The sequence below is a fragment of the Aequorivita iocasae genome (genome assembly GCF_016757735.1).
Lineage (GTDB): Bacteria > Bacteroidota > Bacteroidia > Flavobacteriales > Flavobacteriaceae > Aequorivita > Aequorivita iocasae.
On the sequence record NZ_CP068439.1, the window covers coordinates 371,224 to 393,366 of the forward strand.

A 22,143-nucleotide genomic window follows, 5' to 3' on the forward strand; every position below is an offset into this window, starting at 1 on the left:
AAGACGTTTTCTCTGCTGTTATGTTACAAATTTACTATGCAATTATGTACTTTTGCTCCTTAATTTTCGATAATGAACAGTTCCAAAAAGATTACATCCGCTTTAATTTCCGTATTCAGCAAAGAAGGCCTGGCCCCCATTGTTAAAAAACTACACGAACAAAACGTAAAAATCTACTCTACTGGAGGCACCGAAAAGTTTATAAATGACCTTGGCATTGAAGTAATTGCGGTAGAAGACATTACAGATTATCCTTCCATTTTGGGCGGGCGCGTAAAGACTCTTCATCCAAAGGTTTTTGGTGGAATTTTAAACCGTCAGGACCACGAAGGCGATGTTGCAGAAATGGAGCAATACAACATTCCGCAGATTGATGCCGTAATCGTTGATTTGTATCCTTTTGAAAAGACCGTTGCTTCGGGCGCTTCGGAAGCAGATATTATTGAAAAAATAGACATTGGCGGAATTTCCTTGATTCGAGCCGCAGCGAAGAATTTTAAAGATACCATTTGTGTTTCCTCAGTGGACGATTACGCAGAGTTTGTGGAATTGATTTCAGCAAACAATGGCGAAATTTCCTTAAAAGATCGCAAACGTTTTGCTGCAAAATCTTTTAACGTTTCATCAAATTATGACACCGCAATTTTCAATTATTTCAACCAAGAAGAAAAGTTGCCGGCTTTTAAACTGAGTGAAACCAACGGACAGGAATTGCGTTACGGTGAAAACCCACACCAAAAAGGATATTTCTTCGGAAATTTTAATGAAATGTTCACCAAACTTCACGGAAAGGAACTGAGCTACAACAACCTTTTGGACGTTGATGCAGCTGTAAATTTGATGAACGAGTTTAAGGGCGAAGCGCCAACTTTCGCAATTTTAAAACACAACAACGCCTGCGGAATTGCACAACGCGAAACCGCACAACAAGCCTATATGGCTGCTTTGGCGGGCGATCCAGTTTCAGCTTTCGGAGGAATTTTAATCAGCAATGTTGAAATTGACGAAGCAACCGCAAACGATATCCACGAACTTTTCTGCGAAGTGGTAATTGCACCTTCTTTTTCTACAAAAGCACAGGAAATTTTAGAAGGAAAAAAGAATCGAATTTTGTTGGTTCAAAAAGAAATTGAACTACCTTCAACAACCGTTAGAACTTGTTTGAACGGCGTTTTGGTACAGGATAAAGACAATATTACAGACAGTGCTGAAATTGTAACGCACGCCACAAACAATAAACCCAATTCCGAAGAGTTAGAAGACTTGTTGTTCGCTTCAAAAATTTGCAAGCACACAAAATCAAACACTATCGTTTTGGCAAAGGGAAAACAACTTTGCGCCAGCGGAACCGGCCAAACCAGCCGCGTTGATGCATTACGGCAAGCCATAGAAAAAGCAAAAGCCTTTAATTTTAACCTTGAAGGTGCCGTAATGGCGAGCGATGCTTTTTTTCCGTTTCCCGATTGTGTAGAAATTGCGGACAATGCAGGAATAACTGCTGTAATTCAGCCAGGTGGCTCTATTAAAGACGAACTGAGCATAGATTATTGCAACGCACACGAAATGGCGATGGTATTTACAGGAACCCGTCATTTTAAGCATTAAATTTTATTACATTTGTTAAAAACAAACCTTACACGTTAACCTTCAATACCACCAATTTAAACTATGGGATTTTTTGACTTCCTGACTGAAGAAATAGCCATTGACCTTGGTACCGCAAATACCCTGATCATCCACAACGATAAAGTTGTGGTTGATGCGCCGTCAATTGTTGCGCGCGACCGAACTACCGGAAAAATAATCGCCGTAGGCCGCGAAGCCGCGATGATGCAGGGAAAGACCCACGAGAACATTAAAACAATACGCCCTTTAAAAGACGGTGTAATTGCAGATTTTGACGCGAGTGAAAAGATGATAAATATGTTTATCAGCGATATTCCTGCATTAAAAAAGAAATGGCTGAAACCTTCGTTGCGAATGGTGGTTTGTATTCCCAGTGGAATTACCGAAGTAGAAATGCGCGCGGTTAAGGAAAGTGCAGAACGCGTTAACGGAAAAGAAGTTTATTTGATCCACGAACCAATGGCGGCCGCCATAGGTATTGGTGTTGACATTATGCAACCAAAAGGAAATATGGTTGTAGACATTGGAGGCGGAACTACCGAAATTGCCGTAATCGCCCTTGGTGGTATTGTTTGCGACAAATCCATAAAAATTGCAGGCGACGTTTTCACAAACGATATTGTTTATTACATGCGCACCCAACATAATCTTTATGTGGGTGAAAGAACTGCTGAAAAAATAAAAATCCAGATTGGGGCGGCCACCGAAGATCTTGAGCTTCCACCAGATGAAATGGACGTACAAGGCCGAGATTTGCTAACCGGAAAACCCAAACAGGTTCAAACTTCTTATAGGGAAATTGCAAAAGCTTTGGATAAATCCATTCTTCGCATTGAGGATGCTGTAATGGAAACCCTTTCGCAAACGCCTCCGGAACTCGCCGCAGATATATACAACACCGGGATTTATCTTGCAGGTGGTGGTTCGATGCTTCGCGGATTGGATAAAAGGCTCTCGCAAAAAACCGATCTTCCGGTTTATATTGCTGAAGACCCATTACGCGCTGTAGTTCGTGGAACTGGTATTTGCTTAAAAAACCTGAACAAATATAAAAGCGTGCTGATTAAATAGTTTTCAGAAAAATCATTTCACTGAAAAACTTAAATAGAATAATTGCCCATTTATGGCGTTGCTCCCATTAGAAAGCAGAATATTTTAACCCCACAAAGCAATGCAGCAGATTATATTTTTCTTCATTCGGAATAAAAATTTCCTGTTGTTTGCCGTGCTTTTTACAATTTCCGTAGGGCTCACTATCCAAACGCACAATTATCACAACGACAAATATATAAGCTCTGCCAATTTTATAACGGGAGGAATATTTACTTTCAGAAATAATATTGCTGATTACCTGAATCTCGGCAAGGAAAATGAACAATTACTGCAGGAAAATTTAATGCTTCGGAAGAAATTGGATCAATTTAAGGAAGTAGTAAATGTTGAAAAACTGGACAGCACCGTGCTTCCCAATAAATTCAACTATTTTACTGCGCGGGTAATCAACAATAACTATTCAAAAACCAAAAATCAGCTTACCCTTGATAAAGGCCGAAGCGATAGCTTAAAAATTGATTTGGGCGTAATTTCTTCAAAAGGAATTGTTGGTATTGTGAGCGATGTTTCGGAAAATTACGCAACCGTGCAATCTATTTTGAACACCGAAAGTAGAATAAATGCAAAGCATAAAAATTCGGGACATTTCGGCTCCCTAAAATGGGACACAAAAAAACCAAACGTAATTCAATTAGTAGACATCCCGAGAATTGCACCGCTTGCAAAAGGTGACACTATTGTAACCAGTGGGCGCTCTACCATTTTTCCAGAGGGCATTTTAATAGGCACTATAAAAGATTTTCAACTTGATAAAGATAACAATTATTATTATGTGAACATTGAACTTTTCAATGATATGACAAGCCTTGAACACGTATATTTAATAGAAAACAGCGAAGCAAAAGAAATTTTGGAACTGGAAAAAGGAGTGAAAGATGTCGAACAGTGATATCCTTATAAATATTGTCCGTTTTGTACTGTTGGTTTTCCTTCAGGTACTACTGCTCAACAATGTGAATCTTGCAGGCTACATCAATCCATATCTTTATATCTTATTCATACTTCTTTACCCTTTAGACGGGAATAAAGGACTTTTAATTTTTCTCAGTTTTCTTTTGGGGCTTTCCATAGATATTTTTGAGGATTCCGGTGGTGTGCATGCCGCTGCATGCGCATTTATAGCGTACATACGCCCCGTGGTTTTAAAATACTCTTTTGGTGTAAGTTATGAATACAATAGCGTCAAAATCAAGAAAGCCGACCCTATGGAAAGGCTCACTTATATCGCTTCATTAGTCTTTATGCATCATTTTGTAATGTTTTCTTTGGAAATTTTCAGCTTTAAGCATATACTGTTACTGTTGAAATCTACGTTTTTTTCAGCCTTGTTCACCATTATTGTTGTAATGTGCACAATGATACTTTTCAATAGAAAGTCCTCATGAGAAAAATAGTATTGATAGCATTGGTTTTGTTGAGCGGTGTGCTTTTTACCGCAAGACTTTTCTATCTGCAGGTTTATGATGCTTCTTCCGATTCGCTTTCACAAAATAGCGCTATAAAGGTAATGTATGATTATCCGCAGCGCGGCTATATGTTTGACAGAAATATGAAACTCTTGGTTTCCAACCAACCTTCATATGATGTGATGGTGATACCGCGCGACGTTAAACCGCTTGACACTTTGGAATTTTGCGGTCTGTTGAAAATTACAAAGGAAGAATTCAAGGAAATTCTTCATAAAGCACGAGTGTATTCGCCAAGATTGCCCTCGGTTGTAATTCCCCAACTCAACAAGGCAGATTATGCTTCCCTTTCAGAAAAAATGTACAAATACGAAGGGTTTTACATTCAGCGGCGTTCCCTTCGCGAATATCAAGTGGACCATTCGGCAAACGTAATGGGTTACATTGCCGAGGTAAACAACGCCATTATTGAAAAAAATCCGTATTACCAAATGGGAGAACTTATTGGTACCGCCGGTGTGGAAAAGGAATACGAAGAAGTGTTGCGCGGCGTAAAAGGCGTGAAATATATTCAGAAAGATCGCTTCAACAGAGACATTGGACCCTACAAAGAAGGAATTTTTGACACTTTGCCCGAGCGTGGCCACGATGTACAATTGACCATTGATGCGGTGCTTCAAAAATATGGTGAAGAATTAATGATTCACAAACGGGGCGGTATTGTTGCTATTGAACCTGAAAGTGGTGAAATACTCGCTTTGGTAACTGCACCAAGTTATGACCCCTCACTATTGGTGGGGCGAGATAGGTCAAAGAATTTTACAAAATTGTGGTATGATACTATTAGCAAGCCACTTTACGACCGGGTTTTGATGGGTGAATATCCGCCAGGATCACCTTTTAAAACCTTAACGGCATTGATCGGTCTCCACGAAAACGTTGTGGATACACTTGATACCTTTGCCTGTTATCATGGTTATCGCTATGGCAACCGAACTTTAGGCTGTCACTCCCACCCTAGCCCCCTTGCAATGGTGGGCGGAATTGCAAATAGTTGCAATGCTTATTTCTGTAATGTCTACAAGCGTATTATCGATAAATATCCCAATCCACGTGAAGGTATTGATCATTGGCGCGAAGGGCTTTTGAGTTTTGGCTTAGGCGATTTTTTGGGTTACGATCTCCCAAGTGGGAAACGAGGTAATATCCCAACCTCAAAATATTATAACAAAATTCACGATTTCCCAACCCACAACTGGTCTTCATTGGCAACAATCTCTAACGCTATCGGGCAGGGTGAGGTTTTATTGACGCCAATGCAAATGGCAAACTTTACCGCAGCCATAGCAAATAGAGGTTATTATTACACGCCTCACGTAATCAAAAATGTTATTGGTCCGGACACCATTCCGCAGAAATTTAAAGAAAAGCATTACACTACTGTAGAACCCGAACACTTCAAGCCAGTTGTGGAAGGAATGTTTCAGGTATATCAACGAGGTACCGCCTCTTCCATTCAAGTTCCGGGAATAGAAATTTGTGGAAAAACTGGGACGGCAGAAAATTTTACAAAAATTAATGGCAAACGGGTTCAACTTACCGATCACTCCATTTTTGTAGCCTTTGCGCCAAAAGACAATCCAAAAATCGCCATTGCGGTTTTTGTGGAAAACGGCTATTGGGGTTCGCGATGGGCGGGACGGATTGCAGGCCTTATGATTGAAAAATATCTTAAAGGTGAAATAACCCGGACCGATATGGAAAAATATGTGCTGGAAGGCAGTTTGGAAGCAGAATACGCCAAACCCTACAGCGGACAACCTTTTTCAATTAACCGCTAATGGCAGGAGGCAGAACTTATGTACGCTTTGATTGGCTGATGATTTTTATGTACATCGCCCTTGTAATTATGGGGTGGGTCAACATCTACTCAGCATCCTTGAGTGACACTGCAAAAGGCTTTTGGGATTTTGACCAAATCTACGCCCGACAATTTATGTTTATTGGGTTTAGCATACTTCTGATTATATTTTTGCTTGCCATAGAATCAAAGTTTTACGAAAAATTCGCAAGTGTTTTTTATATCATTTCATTAGTTTCTTTGTTGGGACTTTTTGTTTTCGGAAAAAATATTTCGGGTGCAACCTCATGGTATGCCTTTGGTAGTTTCAGTCTTCAACCCAGTGAATTTGCAAAAGCCGCAACTGCTTTGGCACTCGCAAAATATGTGAGTGACATTCAAACAAATATGCAGGAGCTGAAGCACCAAATTGCAGCTTTCACCATTATAGCCTTGCCTGCCGTTTTGATTGTTCCGCAACCAGATCCGGGCAGCGCCCTGATTTATGCTGCGTTTGTCTTTACACTTTATAGAGAAGGATTGCACGGGGTTTACCTTTTGTTAGGCTTATTTGCTGTCATGCTTTTTGTTTCTACACTTGCCTTTGGCGCGGTTTGGGTTGCAGTTGCAATTTTAATTATTGGCGGAATCATTTTTTTCAGAAATAGAAAAAAGCGCCCCAGTATTATAAAATATGCCTTAATTGCCGTGGGATGTATTGCCTTTGCTTTTTCGGTGAGTTATATTTTCAACAATGTTTTTGAACAACGCCACCGCGACCGATTCAACATTGTTTTGGGAAAAGAAGTGGATGCCCGCGGAATAGGCTACAACACCCACCAAAGTGAAATTGCGATAGCAAATGGTGGCTGGCTTGGTAAGGGCTGGACACAAGGCACGCAAACCAAAGGAAACTTTGTCCCCGAACAACACACCGATTATATTTTCAGCACCGTGGGCGAGGAATGGGGCTTTGTAGGAAGCATGCTTGTAGTTCTCCTTTTTGTAGGACTTATATTGCGGATTATTTTTAAAGCCGAAAAACAGAAATCGCAGTTTGGAAGGGTGTATGGGTATAGCGTTGCAGCAATACTATTTTTTCATTTCTTTGTGAATGTAGGGATGGTTACAGGTATTTTTCCCACGGTGGGAATTCCTTTACCTTTCTTTAGTTATGGCGGTTCGGCACTCTGGGGCTTTACTATTTTGCTCTTTATTTTTGTAAAGTTGGATGGGGCGAATTATAGTTTTTCTTGAAAAATCAATCCTGATTGCTATCGTGAGAAATCACAAATCAAAGGTGAAGTTGAAAAAATATTTTTTTGGAAAAAACACATAAATACATTCAATCTATTGTCAATGCAATGAAAACCCTTCATAAAGGAAAAATTAGTTTTGTTGATAAAGGTGATAATTGGTCTGTAAATGTTGAAGTTGAATGGAACAAGAGGATTACAAAAACAACTATTAAATCAAAAAAAGTAGATTTAAAATCTGATTTTGCTTCTTGTAAACTTTCGAAATCCAACTTTTTAACAAACCTGTCATACATTTTCTCTTCATATATTATCTCTCATAGATCTGAAGCCTATAGTTTTTCTGGAACTAAAAGTGAATATTCTGAAGCAATCTTAATGAGTAAAGCCACTATACCTTTAATGGAGTCTAAAAATCCTGTTATCGGATTAGAAGGAAAATATTTAATTTTTTCTGGCGGAACGAGAAAAAAGGACATTTCAAGTTTATCTAATATCTTCAAATTGAATGAAGTATTAATGAAAGAAATTGATAAAAATAAGCTTAACAAATAATTACTGCTAACTTACTTTCTCCCCCAACTTTTCAGATCTATCATTGATTCCAACTTATTTTCTATGGAATCTGGCAGTTGCGGAAAAAAATCGATTCCGGTTCTCGCTTCAATTTCATCAATGGAAACTGCATATTTGTAAAAAGATTCGCTTGAAGATTTATTCGGAATCAAAAAAGCAATTGCTTTATAATTTCCATCAGAAGCATCCACCACTATTTTATAAAATTCAGTGGGAACCGATACATTTTCATAGCCGATGGTTTTCAAATTTCCTTTTAAAACTCCGCCCGTAACTATATAAACACCATCATATTTTTCTGCCCAATAGCGAACTTTCTGCTCCAGTCGGTTCCAGATTCCCGCATTAAAATCGTGATCCTGCGGACTTATATTACTGGTTAAAAACGTTTCATTATAAGCTTCAAAAGACATCCTCCTGTCGCCAGCGGGGCAAAGATGGCCACGATCGTAACCAGAGTTTTTATAATTGCGCCAATCTGCAGAATTTGTTTTTACACTTTTATCTTCAATAAAATAAGGCCTCTCAAATTCATTCTTAGTCAAATCGCTTTTTTTCAATTCGTACGCCACCCACTCTGCCTCTTCATTTTCTTCGGAATAGGATAGTGTGAAATAGTTGTGTTTTACAACGGCTCCCGTGGTTGAAGTAGGAAGAAACGAGTCATCAAATTCTTCAGAGGTATTATTTGTAGTTTTTGAAATTTCTGAAGTGGAAATGTTTTCTTCCCACAAAAAGTCGTCTGCATAATACAATGCAACGGTTACGATGATAATTACTAAAGGGTAAATGTATTTTCGGTTCATTTAAATTCTGTTAAGCATTCCGAACATCCATTGCGTCCCGAAGTGCATTGCCAATCAACATAAAAGCGGTAACCAAACTCATAATCGCCAAACCGGGAATTAGAGCCAAGTAAGGTTTCCCCAAAATGATATATGCATAATGATCTTTAATAATCCCGCCCCAGCTTGGCATAGGCGGTTGGGCTCCAATTCCGAGAAAGGAAAGGCCGCTTTCAATGAGTATGGCTCCCGCAAAATTGGCAGCTGAAATAATGATAACCGGCGCCATACTATTTGGCAATATATGTTTTATAATTATTCTGAGATCATTAAAGCCCAAAGCTCGGGCGGCGGTAACGTACTGCATCTGTTTTACGCCCATTATCTGCCCGCGGACCACACGAGCAACTTCTACCCACATTGTTAAACCAACTGCAATAAAAACCTGCCAAAACCCTTTTCCGAGCGCTAAGGTGATAGCGATTACCAATAATAGCGTAGGGATCGACCAAGTAACATTAATAAGCCACATGATAGCTGCGTCTATCTTTCCGCCAAAGTAACCCGCAATAGCTCCGAGAGTGATTCCTATTACCAACGAAATAAAAACCGCAACAAACCCGATAGCCAATGAAATTCGGATCCCTATCAACATTCGGCTCAAAAGGTCGCGACCGTACTTATCGGTGCCGAGAAGGAACTTTTTTTCAGAAATATATTTGTTGGGAATCTCCCCCGCTGAAGTTACATCTGGAAAAAGCGAAAGCGCAAAATTCTTTTGCAAGCCCTCTGTGCCATCGGGGGTATATTCTGTAATTTCAATGGAATTATTATTTAGTCTGTATTTTGAAATTGGAACCTCAGTGTCCGCATTTTTCTTTCCGAAAAAGAAAACCGATAGCTCCTGCTGCGCTTCCACTTTTGCAGGAATTGTAAGCATTTGTACAGAGAATCCCGGGTTCTTGGAATGAATGGAAAGATGCATCTGGTTTGCATTCTGCGAATTATCTGGAGCCAAGGCATACGCAAAAATCGCCACCAAAACACAAAGTGACAAAAAGCACAAACTGAAAACGCCCCAAAAGTTTTTCTTGAACTTTCGGAGCGCTATCTTAGTTAATGAAGTAGTGTTTTTCACACTTCAAATTTAGTAAAATTTGGCGTGTTTCATTCAGAAACACACATTCGGTTTACATAATACTAGTTTTTAATATCTGCAACTTTTCCGGCCTTGATGTTGTTGAGTTTTAAATCTTCAAGCACATGGACTGCTTCTTCAATATACATATCCTTACTTAGATTTTTATGCCATCTTTTACGTTTTTCAGAAAGTGTGGTATCCTTCTTCATCAATGCGGTTTCATAGGGTAAGGATTCAAAAGTGAGCTGGTTGTCATATTCATCAATGGCATCAAAACGTTTTGTCTCCTGCTTGCGTTGCTCGATTTCGGCACTGTAAGTTTCAAAATTTAAATTTACTTCTTTTTCATCCCTACGGGCCTTAATCCATCGCGCATCTTCATCAATCAACTTCAACTGATCGTTTTGTGCCATTCGTTCTTTACTTTTTTGGATGGTTTCATCATAATCTATATAACCATCCCAAACATCATATTTTGCGGCATCAATTTTATCATAAGGAAGGGGATTGTCATAATCTCTCTCGCCTACATCTATATAGCTGTAGCGGTCTGGCATAACCACATCGCTCTTAACACCCTCCAGTTGGGTGGAACCTCCGTTTACACGATAAAATTTCTGAGAAGTGATTTTCAAGGCACCCAAATCGCCCAAATCATTTTTACGAAGCCATTGGTTCAAATCAATTACGTTTTGAACCGTACCCTTACCATAGGTTTGCTTGCTTCCTATAATGATGGCGCGTTTGTAATCCTGCATGGCTGCAGCAAGAATTTCGGAAGCCGAAGCAGAAAGTTCGTTCACCAAAATCACCAACGGTCCGTCCCAAACAATCTCGCTATCTTTATCCTCAAGCACTTCCTTATTTCCGTTTGAAGCTACTTGCACTACGGGTCCTTTTTTGATGAAAAGCCCAGCAATATCAACCGCTGTGCGCAAAGATCCTCCACCATTGTCGCGAAGGTCCAAAACCAAACCTTCCATTCCTTGTTCTTTCAAACGAAGAATTTCCTTTTTAACGTCGGTTGCAGCATTGCGTTCTTTGTAGTTTTCCATATCAAAGTAGAACTGCGGTAGGTTGATAAGCCCGAATTTGCGATCGCCTTTATCAATCAACGACGATTTTGCGTAGGTTTCTTCAAGTTCAACTACATCGCGGGTAATCACTTTATCAGAAATAGTTCCGTCCACGTTTTTAATGGTAAGTGTAACCTTGGTGCCTTTTGGTCCTTTGATTAATTTTACGGCATCGTCAATGCGCATGCCCACAATGCTGACCGCATCTTTTTCATCTTCTTGTTTCACTTTTAAAATTACATCGCCTACTTCTACTTTCTCACTGCGCCAGGCTGGGCCACCACTTATGATTTCAATAATAGTGATGTAATCGTTCTTTTTTTGAAGCCTAGCCCCAATACCTTCCAACTTTCCAGACATACGAAGATCGAACCTGTCTTTATCGGGCGGCGCAAAATAATTGGTGTGCGGATCAAACTCTTCAACTATAGTATTTAAATAGATTGAAAAATAGTCCTTGCGTTCCAAATCTTTAGTAAAATCAAAATATTCATCCAGTGAACTTTTGGTTGTCTCGCGAGCTTTCTCTTCAAGCTCTGCCATTGATTTTCGCTCAAAAGGCTCATCTGCTGAGGCACTTTTTGCAGTATTTGAAACTTCGGAAGTATCCATTTCATCCTTTTTTTCGGTAGACGAAGTAATTCCCTTTTCGCGATTCTTTTGATCTTCCACCAAATCATAATATGAAGAAAGTGTCGTAAATTTCAACTGCTGTTTCCAGCGTGCTTTTAATTCTTTTATAGAATTTGCATACGTAAGATTATCATAATCAACATTTATGGTTTCATTTAAAGAAAAATCGAATGGTTTATCGAGCACTTCCGGATAAATTTTCTTTACATCTTCCATTCTTTCATTGAAACGCTCATAAACCAAATCAAAAAACGACAAATCCTTATTCTTGAGTTGATCGTCTATTTCTGTTTTATATTTGCTGAATTCCTCAATATCTGAAGCCAGGAAATATCTCTTTAACGGGTCGAGTCCGTTGATGAAATCTTTATAGACTTCTGCTGAAAATTCGTCATTGATATCTTTAGGGTCGTAATGCCCTTTTTGAAGGACATAAGTAATAAGGTCTATAAGTAGTTTATCCTTATCGGGATCGTTAAACTCCTTGGTCGTAAAACTGCAGGAAGCCACAGAAACGAAAACCGCCAAAAACAAAACTTTAAAATTCTTTTTCATTATCCGCATAGTCGTGGTATTATTTTATGAGTGCCTAAATTATATAAAAAACTGTGCCATTAAAGTATATTGGTACTAATTTTTTGTTAAACAGTTTTTTTCGGTCCTAAATCCAGAATTCTGTTTCCGAAGGCTGTCGGGACAGCATTAATAAATGTATTTTTGTTTTTCAAAATTTAAAAGATTTTATGTCCAAAAAAAGACCACTGATATTAGTAACCAATGACGATGGCATCAACGCGCCTGGTATCCGTACCTTAATTGATGTAATGAATACATTGGGAGACGTTATGGTAGTTGCACCAGATTCGCCCCAAAGCGGAATGGGTCACGCCATAACTATTAACGATACATTGTACTGCAATAGTATAAACGTAGTGAATGGTGATCCACACAAAGAGTACAGTTGCAGCGGAACGCCCGTAGACTGTGTAAAAATAGCTGTGAACGAAATTTTAAAACGAAAGCCCGATCTTTGTGTTAGCGGTATAAACCACGGAAGTAATTCATCCATCAACGTAATTTACAGCGGAACAATGAGTGCCGCTGTGGAAGCGGGAACGCTGGGTATTCCATCCATCGGGTTTTCACTTTTGGATTATTCAATGGAGGCAGATTTCGGACCCGCAAAAAAGTTTGTAAAAGCCATTGCTCAGCAAACCATAAAAAATGGCCTGCCAAAGGGCGTGGTGCTTAATGTGAACATCCCAAAATTAAATGCTTCAGAAATTAAGGGTATTAAAGTGTGCCGCCAAGCCAACGCCCATTGGGAAGAAAAATTTGATAAAAGAACCAATCCACTGGGTCGTGATTATTATTGGCTAACTGGCGAATTTGTAAACGAGGACAAAGGTGAAGATACCGATGAATGGGCGCTCCACAATGGTTTTGTGTCCGTGGTTCCGGTACAGTTTGACCTAACGGCACACCACGCGATGAAAGAACTTAATACCTGGGATTTCTAAAAAGAATAAAATGAAACCACACATTAAAGAAGTTCTTATTGGTTTAGTAATCGGTTTGCTCGCAAATATGGCGGGCACCTATCTATACATTTTCTTTTTTTCTGAACTTAGCCTGGAGTCAACATTACAGGCAGCACTGGAAAATGATTTTCTGGGAAGCTTGATTGCATTGGGCGCAATTTTAAATTTAATTGTATTTTTTATTCTTTTAAAAAAGAATCAATACTACCGTGCACGTGGTGTGGTTTTAGCTACCGTTATCGCCGCGCTTGCTATTTTGATTTCGAAATTTTTCTGAAAAGAAAATTGTTTTAATATTAAGTCATTAACTTAGTAACCAAATATCATTAAAAATGAAGCGCGCAGTTTTTCCCGGAACTTTTGACCCCATAACCCTTGGGCACGTAGATATTATAAAACGTGCGCTGCCGCTTTTTGATGAATTGATTATTGCCATTGGCGTGAATGCCGATAAAAAAACCATGTTTTCCTTGGAAGAGCGAATCCAATTTATAAAAAACACGTTTGGTGATAATTCCAAAATTAAAGTAAAAAGTTATACAGGACTTACGGCAAATTTCTGCAAAAATGAAAAAGCACAATTTATTGTTCGTGGGCTTCGCAACAGTATCGACTTTGCCTATGAACAGTCTATCGCACAAGCCAATGCAAAGGTTAACGGAGTAGATAGTATCTTTTTAATCTGCAGCCCGGAGTTTTCACATATTTCTTCTTCAATTGTTAGGGATATCGCAAGGCATGGGGGTGATTATCAAGACTTAATACCCTAAAAAAATTTAATTTCAGCGAATAATTCCTATCTTTATGAGAACTAATTTTAACCAAATAAAGTTTTCAAGTTATGGGGCAGGAAAACACTTCACAAGAAAAAGAAAAAAGATCATCCATCTTAGATTCCGTCAGTAATTGGATTAAACTTGTAGCATTAATTGTTTTGGTAATGGAAGCTATTTTATTGCTCGCCATGACTCTCACTCCTGCTTCGGAACCTATATTTACCCTCTATCCTATCTTGATGCTCCTTTTGGCATTGGCTGTTTTGGCAGCACTATTTATGGATAGATTTCAGCACCGGAAGTCTGATATCGAAAAAATAAAAGCCACCACCGAGCTTCAACGAGTGCAGCAAACTGTTAAAGTGGATACTATGGAAATATCAGTAGATCCCGAAAAAAGCACTACCAAAGAACTGGAAACAGGGCTAAATATGTTTACAGATAATATGCTGCAGTTTTCTTTTAAAAAACCAGTTGGCGATGGATGGCATGCTCCAAAATTTATAAAATATGCAGATTTTGTTCGTAGCACTTACTTTACAAATCTTCCGGATAACCAACTGGAAGAATTGATTACAGCAAATTCTCCCTACGGAAAACTATTTTTCAACGCAAAGATAGTATCAGTAGTTTTTGGGGAGCCTAAGGCTATTGAAATGGACGAAAATACATCTACCGAAAGCATTGAGGAATACTTGGTGAATATGGTAGAAAAGTTCAAAAAAGAAGGAACCGAAGTTTCCGAAGAAGAAATAAAAGACGCACGTGTAAAACTGAACCAAACCGAAAATGTATCAAAAATTGGTTTTGCGGTCGATTTCAAAATAATGGCGATGGATAAAAACGATATAGACACTCCTTTTCTGGACAGTAGCCTGCCCAATTTATTTCTCAATTTTGGATCGATTATCAAAGAGCCCATTGATTCCCTCAAAACCGACGAGAACTCCCTTCTCTGGACCACAAAAAACAAGTTAAAAAATGTAACCTTAGATGGCGAACCCTATGCCAGTTTCAGTATATACCGTCTTTACAGGCTATTGAAAAACGACGATTATATCTACTTCTGTTCTGCGCAATGGTCACCACAAATTGAAGGCGCCCATTTTGCCTGGGATAGTCTCAAAAAATCGTTTGAGTCCTTCAAAATATTGAAATAAAAAACCCTCTCAGTTTCCTGAAAGGGTTTTTAAATTTTTTTATTAAAAAGAAATTATAGTGCAGCTACGTGCTTAGCCATGTTCGATTTTAAATTGGAAGCTTTATTCGAATGAATAATATTTTTCTTCGCCAATTTGTCGATCATAGAAACAACGCTTGGAAACATAGCCTCAGCTTCTTTCTTATCAGAAAGCTCTTGAAACTTCTTCATGGCGTTACGGGCAGTTTTGTGCTGGTAACGGTTACGCAAGCGCTTTGCCTCGTTGCTTCTTATTCTCTTTAATGCTGACTTGTGATTTGCCATTGTGTTTTTCTTAAATTCTAATTTTTGTAGTCCGTAGGGGAATCGAACCCCTGTTACCAGGATGAAAACCTGGCGTCCTAACCCCTAGACGAACGGACCATTTTTTATTTTCAAATGCGGATGCAAAAATACAACAATTTTTGAATGGCGCAAATCCTAAATAACTTTTTTCAAAAAAAATTAATATGCCTTTGCGAAAAGTACTTTTCTTTCGGATGGCTTACCAGTAACAATGCACGTTCCCGAGGTACTATCACCTTCCAAAGGAATACATCTAATGGTCGCTTTTGTTTCATTTTTAATTCGCTCCTCGGTTTCGGAAGTGCCATCCCAATGGGCCAGCACAAAGCCTCCTTTTTCATTTAAAACGGACTTAAATTCTTCATACGAAGCAACTTCAGTAGTATGCTCAGTTCTATATGAAGCCGCTTTTTGAAAAAGATTTTCCTGAATTTCATCCATTAAAGAAATTACTTTATCTACAACATTTTCATTGGCTATAAACTCTTTTTGTAGCGTGTCTCTTCGCGCAAGTTCCACAGTCCCTTTTTCCACATCTTTTGGACCAATGGCTATACGGACAGGAACACCTTTCAACTCGTATTCATTAAATTTCCATCCCGGTTTGTGCGTATCACGATTGTCATATTTAACACGAATTCCTTTGGACCGCAATTTCTTCATCAAATCTAATGCAACTTCATTTACGGCATCAAATTCTTCATCTTTTCTGTAAATAGGCACAATCACCACTTGATCTGGTGCTAAATTTGGAGGCAGCACCAAACCGTTATCATCACTGTGGGTCATAACCAAAGCACCCATCAATCGTGTAGACACTCCCCACGAGGTTGCCCAGACATAATCCAATGAACCATCTTGGGCCGCAAATTTCACATCAAATGCCTTCGCAAAATTCTGACCCAAAAAGTGTGAAGTGCCAGCCTGCAATGCTTTTCCGTCTTGCATTAAGGCCTCAATACAGTAAGTTTCAAGGGCGCCGGCAAAGCGCTCGCTCTCGGTCTTTGTTCCTTTTACAACTGGAATGGCCATATAATTTTCGGCAAATTCAGCATACACATTCATCATTTGTTCCGCTTCGGCTATGGCTTCATCTTTGGTGGCGTGCGCAGTGTGGCCTTCCTGCCAAAGAAATTCTGCGGTGCGTAAAAACAGACGCGTACGCATTTCCCAACGCACTACGTTTGCCCATTGGTTTATTAAAAGCGGTAAATCTCGATAAGACTGTATCCATTTTCGGTAGGTATCCCAAATAATTGTTTCTGAAGTGGGACGCACAATAAGTTCTTCTTCCAGTTTTGCGTCAGGATCAACAATTATCCCACTTCCATCTTCGGCATTTTTTAATCTATAGTGAGTAACAACGGCACATTCCTTTGCAAAACCATCCACATGGCTCGCTTCCTTACTGAAGTATGATTTTGGAATAAAGAGTGGGAAATAAGCATTTTGATGGCCAGTTTCCTTAAACATTCTATCCAATTCTGCCTGCATACGCTCCCAAATGGCATATCCGTAAGGTTTTATAACCATACAACCACGAACTCCTGAGTTTTCGGCAAGGTCTGCCTTGATTACCAGCTCATTGTACCACTTGGAATAATCTTCTGCTCTTGTTGTTAAATTCTTTGCCATAGCCCGGTTTTTGGCACAAATGTTGTGTCTATGTTAAATGATTAGTTATTGTCCACAAAACTACTTATTTTTATGAAGTCCAACAATAAAATTACCACAGATATGTCCTTTCAAAATATAAATATTAAACGTTTCAAGCCTTTAGCAATTATAGGCCTTTTCGCCTTTTTGTTAACTTCCTGTGGAACACATAATAGTGGATACAATCAAAATGACGGCATTTATTCTTCTGGCAATAATTCTAATTCTGAAGAAGAATACACAGAAGAAGAGGTTTCAAACGAAAAAGCAAATTATTACCAACAATATTTCCGAAGCAAATCTGATGCATATTCCGACCTCCCAGAAAAAGGAGCAATTTTTACAGATATTGAAGCCTATTCCACTTCCGAACGATTAGATGAAGAAGGAAATATTATTATTGAGGAAAATTACGACTATGCGGAAGATGGTTACGGCCCTTGGGGTAGTAATGGAGAGGAAATAACAGTAAACATCTATAACACTGGAGGCTTCGGCTATGGATATGGATTTTACCACAGGCCTTATTGGTACGGCGCATACTGGGGCGTTAATTGGGGCTATCCCTATTATGGATATTATAATCCCTATTGGGGAATCAGCTATGGATGGGGTTATCCTTACTATGGTTATGGCTACGGCTATGGATATCCTTATTACGGTTATGGATATTATAACCCCCATTATTATAACTCTCACTACGATCATGTATCTTACAATCGTGGCAGAAGAAATACAGATTATACAAGAACCAACACACGCGGAAGGTCAAATAACGTTTCAACACGTAACTCCTATAGCAGGTCAGAATTATCAAGACGTGTAAATAGAAACAATGTACGTGCAAACAATACAACTACCCGAACCACGCGAAGCAATGTTAGAACCACTCGATCCAATTCTAATGTAATAAGAAATACACGTTCAGGTTCAACACGCAACAATAGCTATTCGCAGCCTACACGAAGCAATTCCCGCAGCACACGCAATAGCAATTATTCTACACCAACCCGAAGTAGCTCATCCGGTTCCGTTAGAAGTTCTAGTAGCGGAAGTAGAGGAAGCAGTAGCGGCAGTAGAAGCGGCGGCGGAAGAGGTGGTCGCGGTTAAACTAATTCCCAAAATTATTTACAAGTTTTTAGACTATGAATAAGATACTTTTCTTCATTATAGCTGTATTAACATTGTCTGCTCTAAGCGCCCAAAACACAACAGACGGTCTAAGATACAGTACAGAACAAAATATAGGAACAGCTCGATTTACTGGACTTAGTGGAGCTATGGGTTCTTTGGGCGGTGACTTTTCAGCTATTAATGTCAATCCAGCGGGAGGTGCGGTTTTTTTGAATTCAAACTTGATGTTTTCTACAAATCTATTTGATGTAGAAAACGAAGCCAACTATTTTGGGAATTCTGAGAAAAGCATAACTGATGATATTAATTTTAATCAATTGGGCGGTATTTTTGTAATCAATAATTCAAATGGGGATGCGGCTTTCAGAAAGTTCACTATTGGCGTCAATTATGATGTTACCAAAAATTTTGAAAATGAAATGTATATTGCCGGTACCGGAAATACATCTATTGGGAGCTTCTTTTTGGAACAAGCCCAAGGCATTCCTTTAAATCTTTTGCAGTTACAATCTGGGGAAACCATTTCAAGCCTTTACAGATATTTAGGCGAAACTGAAGGTACAACTGCCCAAAATGCATTTTTAGGCTATCAAGCTTTTCTTTTTGACCCTTTGGAACCCAATGATTTGTCAAACGTTTCCTATACTTCAAATATTGCAGCTGGTAATTTTAACCAAGAATACCTTTATCTTTCACAAGGTTATAACAGCAAATTCTCTATAAACCTGGCCACTCAGGTGGACAATAACCTATTTTTTGGGGTAAACATTAATACGTATACTATAGATTTTGACCAAAGTTCATTTCTTCTCGAAACCAATAACAACGCCGGTTCTACAGTAAACAGGGTTGGTTTTGAAAATAACTTATCTGTTAATGGAGCAGGAGTTTCCGCGCAGATTGGCGCTATTGCGAAGGTTGCTGAAAATTTTCGCCTCGGGCTAAGTTTTGATAGCCCTACGTGGTATCAAATTTCTGAAGAAACTACCCAATATCTTGAAAGCCGACGTCTTTTTGAAGGACAAGCAATCACCGAAATAGTAAACCCAAGAGTAATCAATGTTTATGAAGACTATACTTTGAGAACCCCCGCAAAAGTAACCGCCAGTGCGGCATACGTTTTTGGTCAAAATGGGTTAATAAGTTTTGACTATTCATATAAGGATTATAGCACTATAGATTTTAGCCCTGACCAGGATTATTTTGACCCTTTTTTCAGCGACCTTAATAACACTATAGAAAATACCTTGACCGGGGCAGCTTCTTATAAGGCGGGTGCAGAATATCGTATAAATCAATTGAGCCTTAGGGGTGGTTTTCATTATGAGGAAACTCCTTATAAAAATAGTGAAATATTAGGTGAACTTATTGGATTTTCAGTAGGTGCAGGATACAATTTTGGTCGTTACACCTGTGATATTGCATACTCAAGAGCGGAGCAGGAAAGAAGCCAACAGCTTTATTCCGTAGGGTTAACTGATGCGGCTAATATAAATACCATATATAGTAATTTGGTGTTCTCCCTTGGTTACCATTTTTAATTTACTCCAAAACTTATTTTTTTGAACAATTGAAAATTGCACAAAAACTCCTGCAATTTTCACTACCAAAATGCTATTGCGTATCTTTGCAGGCTTATTACATAATTTATTAGATGGATTTAGAGAAACAACTAAAAGAGATTGAAGCAATGGGGAATGATCACATAGGTAGTTCCACTGAAACGCCTATGCGCCCTGATGCTTTTGAGCTTAGTGATATTGAAAAAATTGCAAGCATCAAAAAAGACGTTCAAAACATTATGCATACTTTAGGACTCGATCTTAGTGATGATAGCTTAAAAGGAACACCTACCCGTGTGGCAAAAATGTTTGTCCAGGAAATTTTTGGTGGGCTTCATCCAGACAGAAGACCCAAAGCCTCTACTTTTGAAAATAAATACAAGTACCAGGAAATGCTGGTAGAAAAAAATATTACCCTCTACTCTACCTGTGAACACCACTTGTTACCCATTGTCGGAAAAGCACATATTGCTTATATCTCTAATGGGACGGTAGTGGGACTTTCAAAAATGAATCGGATTGTAGATTACTACGCTAAAAGACCTCAAGTGCAGGAACGGCTTACAATGCAAATAGTGAAAGAATTACAGCAGGTTTTGGGCACTGAAGACGTAGCTTGTGTTATTGACGCCAAGCACCTTTGCGTCAATTCTCGTGGTATTCGCGATATTGACAGCAGTACCGTAACCAGCGAATTTGGCGGTGCTTTTAAAAACGTTGAAACTCGTAGAGAGTTTTTGGATTACATAAAACTTGATACCGAGTTTTAAAAACCGATTCCAAAGGAAAAATCGCTAACCTGAAATCCGAAAAATTGAAACAGCACGAACTTTTTATTTACAATTCCCTTTCAAAAAAGAAAGAAAAATTCAACCCAATCCACAAAGACGCAGTGGGTATGTACGTTTGCGGCCCTACTGTTTATAGTAATGTGCATTTGGGTAACTGTCGTACCTTCCTTTCGTTTGATTTGGTTTTTCGGTATTTAAAACATTTGGGCTACAAAGTACGTTACGTGCGCAATATTACAGATGCTGGCCATCTTGAAAACGATGGAGAAAGTGGTGATGACCCAATTCTTAAAAAAGCACGAATTGAGCAATTGGAACCTATGGAAGTGGTTCAAAAATATACGGTAGATTTTCATACCATTATGGCAAAGTTCAATGCCTTGCCCCCAAGTATTGAACCCACTGCTACAGGCCATATTTATGAGCAAATACATATAGTTGAAAAAATAATTGAAGAAGGTTTTGCTTATGAAAAAAATGGCTCCGTTTATTTTGACGTTTTAAAATTCAATGAAACAAACAATTACGGGAAATTGAGCGGAAGGCAACTGGAAGATATGATTTCCAACACCCGTGAGCTTGCTGCGCAGTCCGACAAGAAAAACCCTCAGGATTTCGCACTTTGGAAGAAAGCTGAACCTCAGCACATTATGCGCTGGCCATCACCTTGGAGCGAAGGTTTTCCGGGCTGGCACTTGGAATGTACCGCAATGAGTACTAAATACTTAGGCAACCAGTTTGATATTCATGGTGGGGGGATGGACTTAAAATTTCCGCACCACGAGTGCGAAATTGCACAAGCAGAAGCATGCAACCACACTTCGCCTGTAAATTATTGGATGCACGCAAACATGCTTACGCTCAACGGTAAAAAAATGTCAAAATCTACCGGAAACTATATTCTTCCGAACGAAATGTTTACGGGCGAAAACGATATTTTGAGCAAGCCGTTTTCACCAACAGTCACAAAATTTTTTATGTACCAAGCCCATTACCGAAGCATACTCGACTTCAGCAGTGAGGCTTTGGAAGCTTCTGAAAAAGGATTTAACCGTTTAATGGATGCCTATAGAATGCTGAATGAAATTAATACTTCAGAAAAAAGCTCTCTAGATATAAAAAGCTGGGTAAATGCATGCTATGAGGCGATGAATGACGACTTTAACAGTCCTATTTTGATTGCGAACCTTTTTGAAGCGGTGAAATTCGTAAATTTATTAAAGGAAGAAAAAGAAACCATTTCCACTGATGATTTGCAATTGCTGAAACATACGATGGACGGTTTTCTTTTTGATGTTATGGGCTTGGAAGACAGCGTTTCGGAAAATTCACAGGACGCTGAAAAACTTTCAGCGGCAGTGGAACTTCTTATTCAATTGAGAAATCAAGCACGCGCCAATAAGGATTTCGCGATGAGCGATAAAATTCGGGATGAGCTTTCGGCAAAAGGTATTCAACTAAAAGATGGAAAAGAAGGAACTACCTTTTCCTTAAATTAAATTTTACGTGAAAAATATACTTACATACCCTTTTGTTTTATTGATAAAAGGGTATCAACTTTTTATTTCTCCACTATTGCCATCAAGCTGTCGTTACACCCCTAGTTGTTCACATTATGCCGTGCAAGCTCTGCAAACACATGGTTTGCTAAAAGGTGGTTGGCTGGCAGCAAAACGCATTGCAAGTTGCAATCCTTGGGGTGGCTCTGGCTATGATTCAGTTCCACCCAAAAACAAATAATAATA

Annotated in this window: 21 protein-coding genes and 1 tRNA gene; 16 read left to right on the forward strand and 6 right to left on the reverse strand. The window is 39.0% G+C overall.

What is annotated here, in order from left to right; genetic code table 11:
- Window positions 1–72: 72 nt before the first annotated feature.
- From purH to JK629_RS01810, 7 genes are all read left to right on the forward strand, one after another.
- A complete protein-coding gene (gene purH / locus JK629_RS01780; RefSeq protein ID WP_202336936.1) occupies window positions 73–1,605 on the forward strand; it encodes a bifunctional phosphoribosylaminoimidazolecarboxamide formyltransferase/IMP cyclohydrolase in 1,533 nt (510 codons plus the stop codon).
- 63 nt (window positions 1,606–1,668) lie between these two features.
- Complete coding sequence (locus JK629_RS01785) at window positions 1,669–2,697, forward strand: rod shape-determining protein (RefSeq protein WP_045080783.1); 1,029 nt, start codon at window positions 1,669–1,671, stop codon at window positions 2,695–2,697.
- A 100-nt stretch (window positions 2,698–2,797) separates the two neighbouring features.
- The gene (mreC, locus tag JK629_RS01790; RefSeq protein WP_202336937.1) at window positions 2,798–3,628 is read left to right on the forward strand and encodes a rod shape-determining protein MreC; all 831 of its coding nucleotides are present in this window, start codon (window positions 2,798–2,800) and stop codon (window positions 3,626–3,628) included.
- On the forward strand, window positions 3,615–4,124 hold the full coding sequence (locus tag JK629_RS01795; RefSeq protein ID WP_202336938.1) for a rod shape-determining protein MreD: 510 nt from the start codon (window positions 3,615–3,617) through the stop codon (window positions 4,122–4,124). Before mreC ends, JK629_RS01795 begins: the two co-directional genes overlap by 14 nt.
- Entirely contained in the window at window positions 4,121–5,986 is a 1,866-nt protein-coding gene (locus tag JK629_RS01800) for a peptidoglycan D,D-transpeptidase FtsI family protein (protein WP_202336939.1), read from the forward strand. Before JK629_RS01795 ends, JK629_RS01800 begins: the two co-directional genes overlap by 4 nt.
- Entirely contained in the window at window positions 5,986–7,242 is a 1,257-nt protein-coding gene (gene rodA, locus JK629_RS01805; RefSeq protein WP_202336940.1) for a rod shape-determining protein RodA, read from the forward strand. Before JK629_RS01800 ends, rodA begins: the two co-directional genes overlap by 1 nt.
- Before the next feature lie 65 nt (window positions 7,243–7,307).
- Entirely contained in the window at window positions 7,308–7,796 is a 489-nt protein-coding gene (locus tag JK629_RS01810) for a hypothetical protein (RefSeq protein ID WP_202336941.1), read from the forward strand.
- Between the two features lie 11 nt (window positions 7,797–7,807).
- On the opposite strand, the gene JK629_RS01815 is transcribed toward JK629_RS01810, so the two are convergent.
- The 3 genes from JK629_RS01815 to JK629_RS01825 form a co-directional block, all read right to left on the reverse strand.
- Window positions 7,808–8,623 carry a DNA/RNA non-specific endonuclease gene (locus JK629_RS01815; protein WP_202336942.1) on the reverse strand — a complete coding sequence of 272 codons (816 nt, stop codon included), beginning with the start codon at window positions 8,621–8,623 and terminating at the stop codon, window positions 7,808–7,810.
- 10 nt (window positions 8,624–8,633) lie between these two features.
- A complete protein-coding gene (locus JK629_RS01820) occupies window positions 8,634–9,740 on the reverse strand; it encodes an ABC transporter permease (protein ID WP_202336943.1) in 1,107 nt (368 codons plus the stop codon).
- Window positions 9,741–9,802: 62 nt separating this feature from the next.
- Entirely contained in the window at window positions 9,803–12,007 is a 2,205-nt protein-coding gene (locus JK629_RS01825) for a carboxy terminal-processing peptidase (RefSeq protein ID WP_202336944.1), read from the reverse strand.
- 188 nt (window positions 12,008–12,195) lie between these two features.
- Here JK629_RS01825 and surE point away from each other — a divergent pair, with 188 nt between their 5' ends.
- From surE to JK629_RS01845, 4 genes are all read left to right on the forward strand, one after another.
- Window positions 12,196–12,972, forward strand: coding sequence for a 5'/3'-nucleotidase SurE (surE, locus tag JK629_RS01830; RefSeq protein WP_202336945.1), 777 nt, complete (start codon window positions 12,196–12,198; stop codon window positions 12,970–12,972).
- Window positions 12,973–12,982: 10 nt separating this feature from the next.
- A complete protein-coding gene (locus JK629_RS01835) occupies window positions 12,983–13,270 on the forward strand; it encodes a hypothetical protein (RefSeq protein ID WP_202336946.1) in 288 nt (95 codons plus the stop codon).
- Between the two features lie 55 nt (window positions 13,271–13,325).
- Entirely contained in the window at window positions 13,326–13,763 is a 438-nt protein-coding gene (gene coaD / locus JK629_RS01840) for a pantetheine-phosphate adenylyltransferase (RefSeq protein WP_202336947.1), read from the forward strand.
- A 71-nt stretch (window positions 13,764–13,834) separates the two neighbouring features.
- Window positions 13,835–14,929: a hypothetical protein gene (locus JK629_RS01845; RefSeq protein ID WP_202336948.1), complete on the forward strand. Its 1,095-nt coding sequence runs from the start codon at window positions 13,835–13,837 to the stop codon at window positions 14,927–14,929.
- Between the two features lie 53 nt (window positions 14,930–14,982).
- Here the strand turns inward: JK629_RS01845 and rpsT are convergent, their stop codons facing one another.
- The 3 genes from rpsT to proS all read right to left on the reverse strand — a co-directional run bounded on the left by rpsT (window position 14,983) and on the right by proS (window position 16,890).
- The gene (gene rpsT / locus JK629_RS01850; protein WP_045080838.1) at window positions 14,983–15,234 is read right to left on the reverse strand and encodes a 30S ribosomal protein S20; all 252 of its coding nucleotides are present in this window, start codon (window positions 15,232–15,234) and stop codon (window positions 14,983–14,985) included.
- Window positions 15,235–15,261: 27 nt separating this feature from the next.
- Window positions 15,262–15,333, reverse strand: a tRNA-Glu gene (locus JK629_RS01855).
- A gap of 81 nt (window positions 15,334–15,414) precedes the next feature.
- On the reverse strand, window positions 15,415–16,890 hold the full coding sequence (gene proS, locus JK629_RS01860; protein WP_202336949.1) for a proline--tRNA ligase: 1,476 nt from the start codon (window positions 16,888–16,890) through the stop codon (window positions 15,415–15,417).
- A 72-nt stretch (window positions 16,891–16,962) separates the two neighbouring features.
- Here proS and JK629_RS01865 point away from each other — a divergent pair, with 72 nt between their 5' ends.
- The 5 genes from JK629_RS01865 to yidD all read left to right on the forward strand — a co-directional run bounded on the left by JK629_RS01865 (window position 16,963) and on the right by yidD (window position 22,138).
- Complete coding sequence (locus JK629_RS01865) at window positions 16,963–18,021, forward strand: hypothetical protein (RefSeq protein WP_202336950.1); 1,059 nt, start codon at window positions 16,963–16,965, stop codon at window positions 18,019–18,021.
- Between the two features lie 35 nt (window positions 18,022–18,056).
- Entirely contained in the window at window positions 18,057–19,586 is a 1,530-nt protein-coding gene (locus tag JK629_RS01870; protein WP_202336951.1) for an OmpP1/FadL family transporter, read from the forward strand.
- 113 nt (window positions 19,587–19,699) lie between these two features.
- Window positions 19,700–20,377 carry a GTP cyclohydrolase I FolE gene (folE, locus tag JK629_RS01875; RefSeq protein ID WP_202336952.1) on the forward strand — a complete coding sequence of 226 codons (678 nt, stop codon included), beginning with the start codon at window positions 19,700–19,702 and terminating at the stop codon, window positions 20,375–20,377.
- A gap of 44 nt (window positions 20,378–20,421) precedes the next feature.
- Window positions 20,422–21,897, forward strand: a complete 1,476-nt coding sequence (gene cysS, locus JK629_RS01880) for a cysteine--tRNA ligase (RefSeq protein WP_202336953.1) — start codon at window positions 20,422–20,424, stop codon at window positions 21,895–21,897.
- A gap of 7 nt (window positions 21,898–21,904) precedes the next feature.
- Window positions 21,905–22,138, forward strand: coding sequence for a membrane protein insertion efficiency factor YidD (gene yidD, locus JK629_RS01885; RefSeq protein WP_202336954.1), 234 nt, complete (start codon window positions 21,905–21,907; stop codon window positions 22,136–22,138).
- Window positions 22,139–22,143: the final 5 nt, after the last annotated feature.

Coding starts and splice junctions, on each gene's coding strand:
- purH (WP_202336936.1), top strand. CDS start 73: ATGAACAGTTCCAAAAAGATTACATCCGCTTTAATTTCCGTATTCAGC.
- JK629_RS01785 (WP_045080783.1), top strand. CDS start 1,669: ATGGGATTTTTTGACTTCCTGACTGAAGAAATAGCCATTGACCTTGGT.
- mreC (WP_202336937.1), top strand. CDS start 2,798: ATGCAGCAGATTATATTTTTCTTCATTCGGAATAAAAATTTCCTGTTG.
- JK629_RS01795 (WP_202336938.1), top strand. CDS start 3,615: ATGTCGAACAGTGATATCCTTATAAATATTGTCCGTTTTGTACTGTTG.
- JK629_RS01800 (WP_202336939.1), top strand. CDS start 4,121: ATGAGAAAAATAGTATTGATAGCATTGGTTTTGTTGAGCGGTGTGCTT.
- rodA (WP_202336940.1), top strand. CDS start 5,986: ATGGCAGGAGGCAGAACTTATGTACGCTTTGATTGGCTGATGATTTTT.
- JK629_RS01815 (WP_202336942.1), bottom strand. CDS start 8,623: ATGAACCGAAAATACATTTACCCTTTAGTAATTATCATCGTAACCGTT.
- JK629_RS01825 (WP_202336944.1), bottom strand. CDS start 12,007: ATGAAAAAGAATTTTAAAGTTTTGTTTTTGGCGGTTTTCGTTTCTGTG.
- surE (WP_202336945.1), top strand. CDS start 12,196: ATGTCCAAAAAAAGACCACTGATATTAGTAACCAATGACGATGGCATC.
- JK629_RS01835 (WP_202336946.1), top strand. CDS start 12,983: ATGAAACCACACATTAAAGAAGTTCTTATTGGTTTAGTAATCGGTTTG.
- coaD (WP_202336947.1), top strand. CDS start 13,326: ATGAAGCGCGCAGTTTTTCCCGGAACTTTTGACCCCATAACCCTTGGG.
- JK629_RS01845 (WP_202336948.1), top strand. CDS start 13,835: ATGGGGCAGGAAAACACTTCACAAGAAAAAGAAAAAAGATCATCCATC.
- rpsT (WP_045080838.1), bottom strand. CDS start 15,234: ATGGCAAATCACAAGTCAGCATTAAAGAGAATAAGAAGCAACGAGGCA.
- proS (WP_202336949.1), bottom strand. CDS start 16,890: ATGGCAAAGAATTTAACAACAAGAGCAGAAGATTATTCCAAGTGGTAC.
- JK629_RS01865 (WP_202336950.1), top strand. CDS start 16,963: ATGAAGTCCAACAATAAAATTACCACAGATATGTCCTTTCAAAATATA.
- JK629_RS01870 (WP_202336951.1), top strand. CDS start 18,057: ATGAATAAGATACTTTTCTTCATTATAGCTGTATTAACATTGTCTGCT.
- folE (WP_202336952.1), top strand. CDS start 19,700: ATGGATTTAGAGAAACAACTAAAAGAGATTGAAGCAATGGGGAATGAT.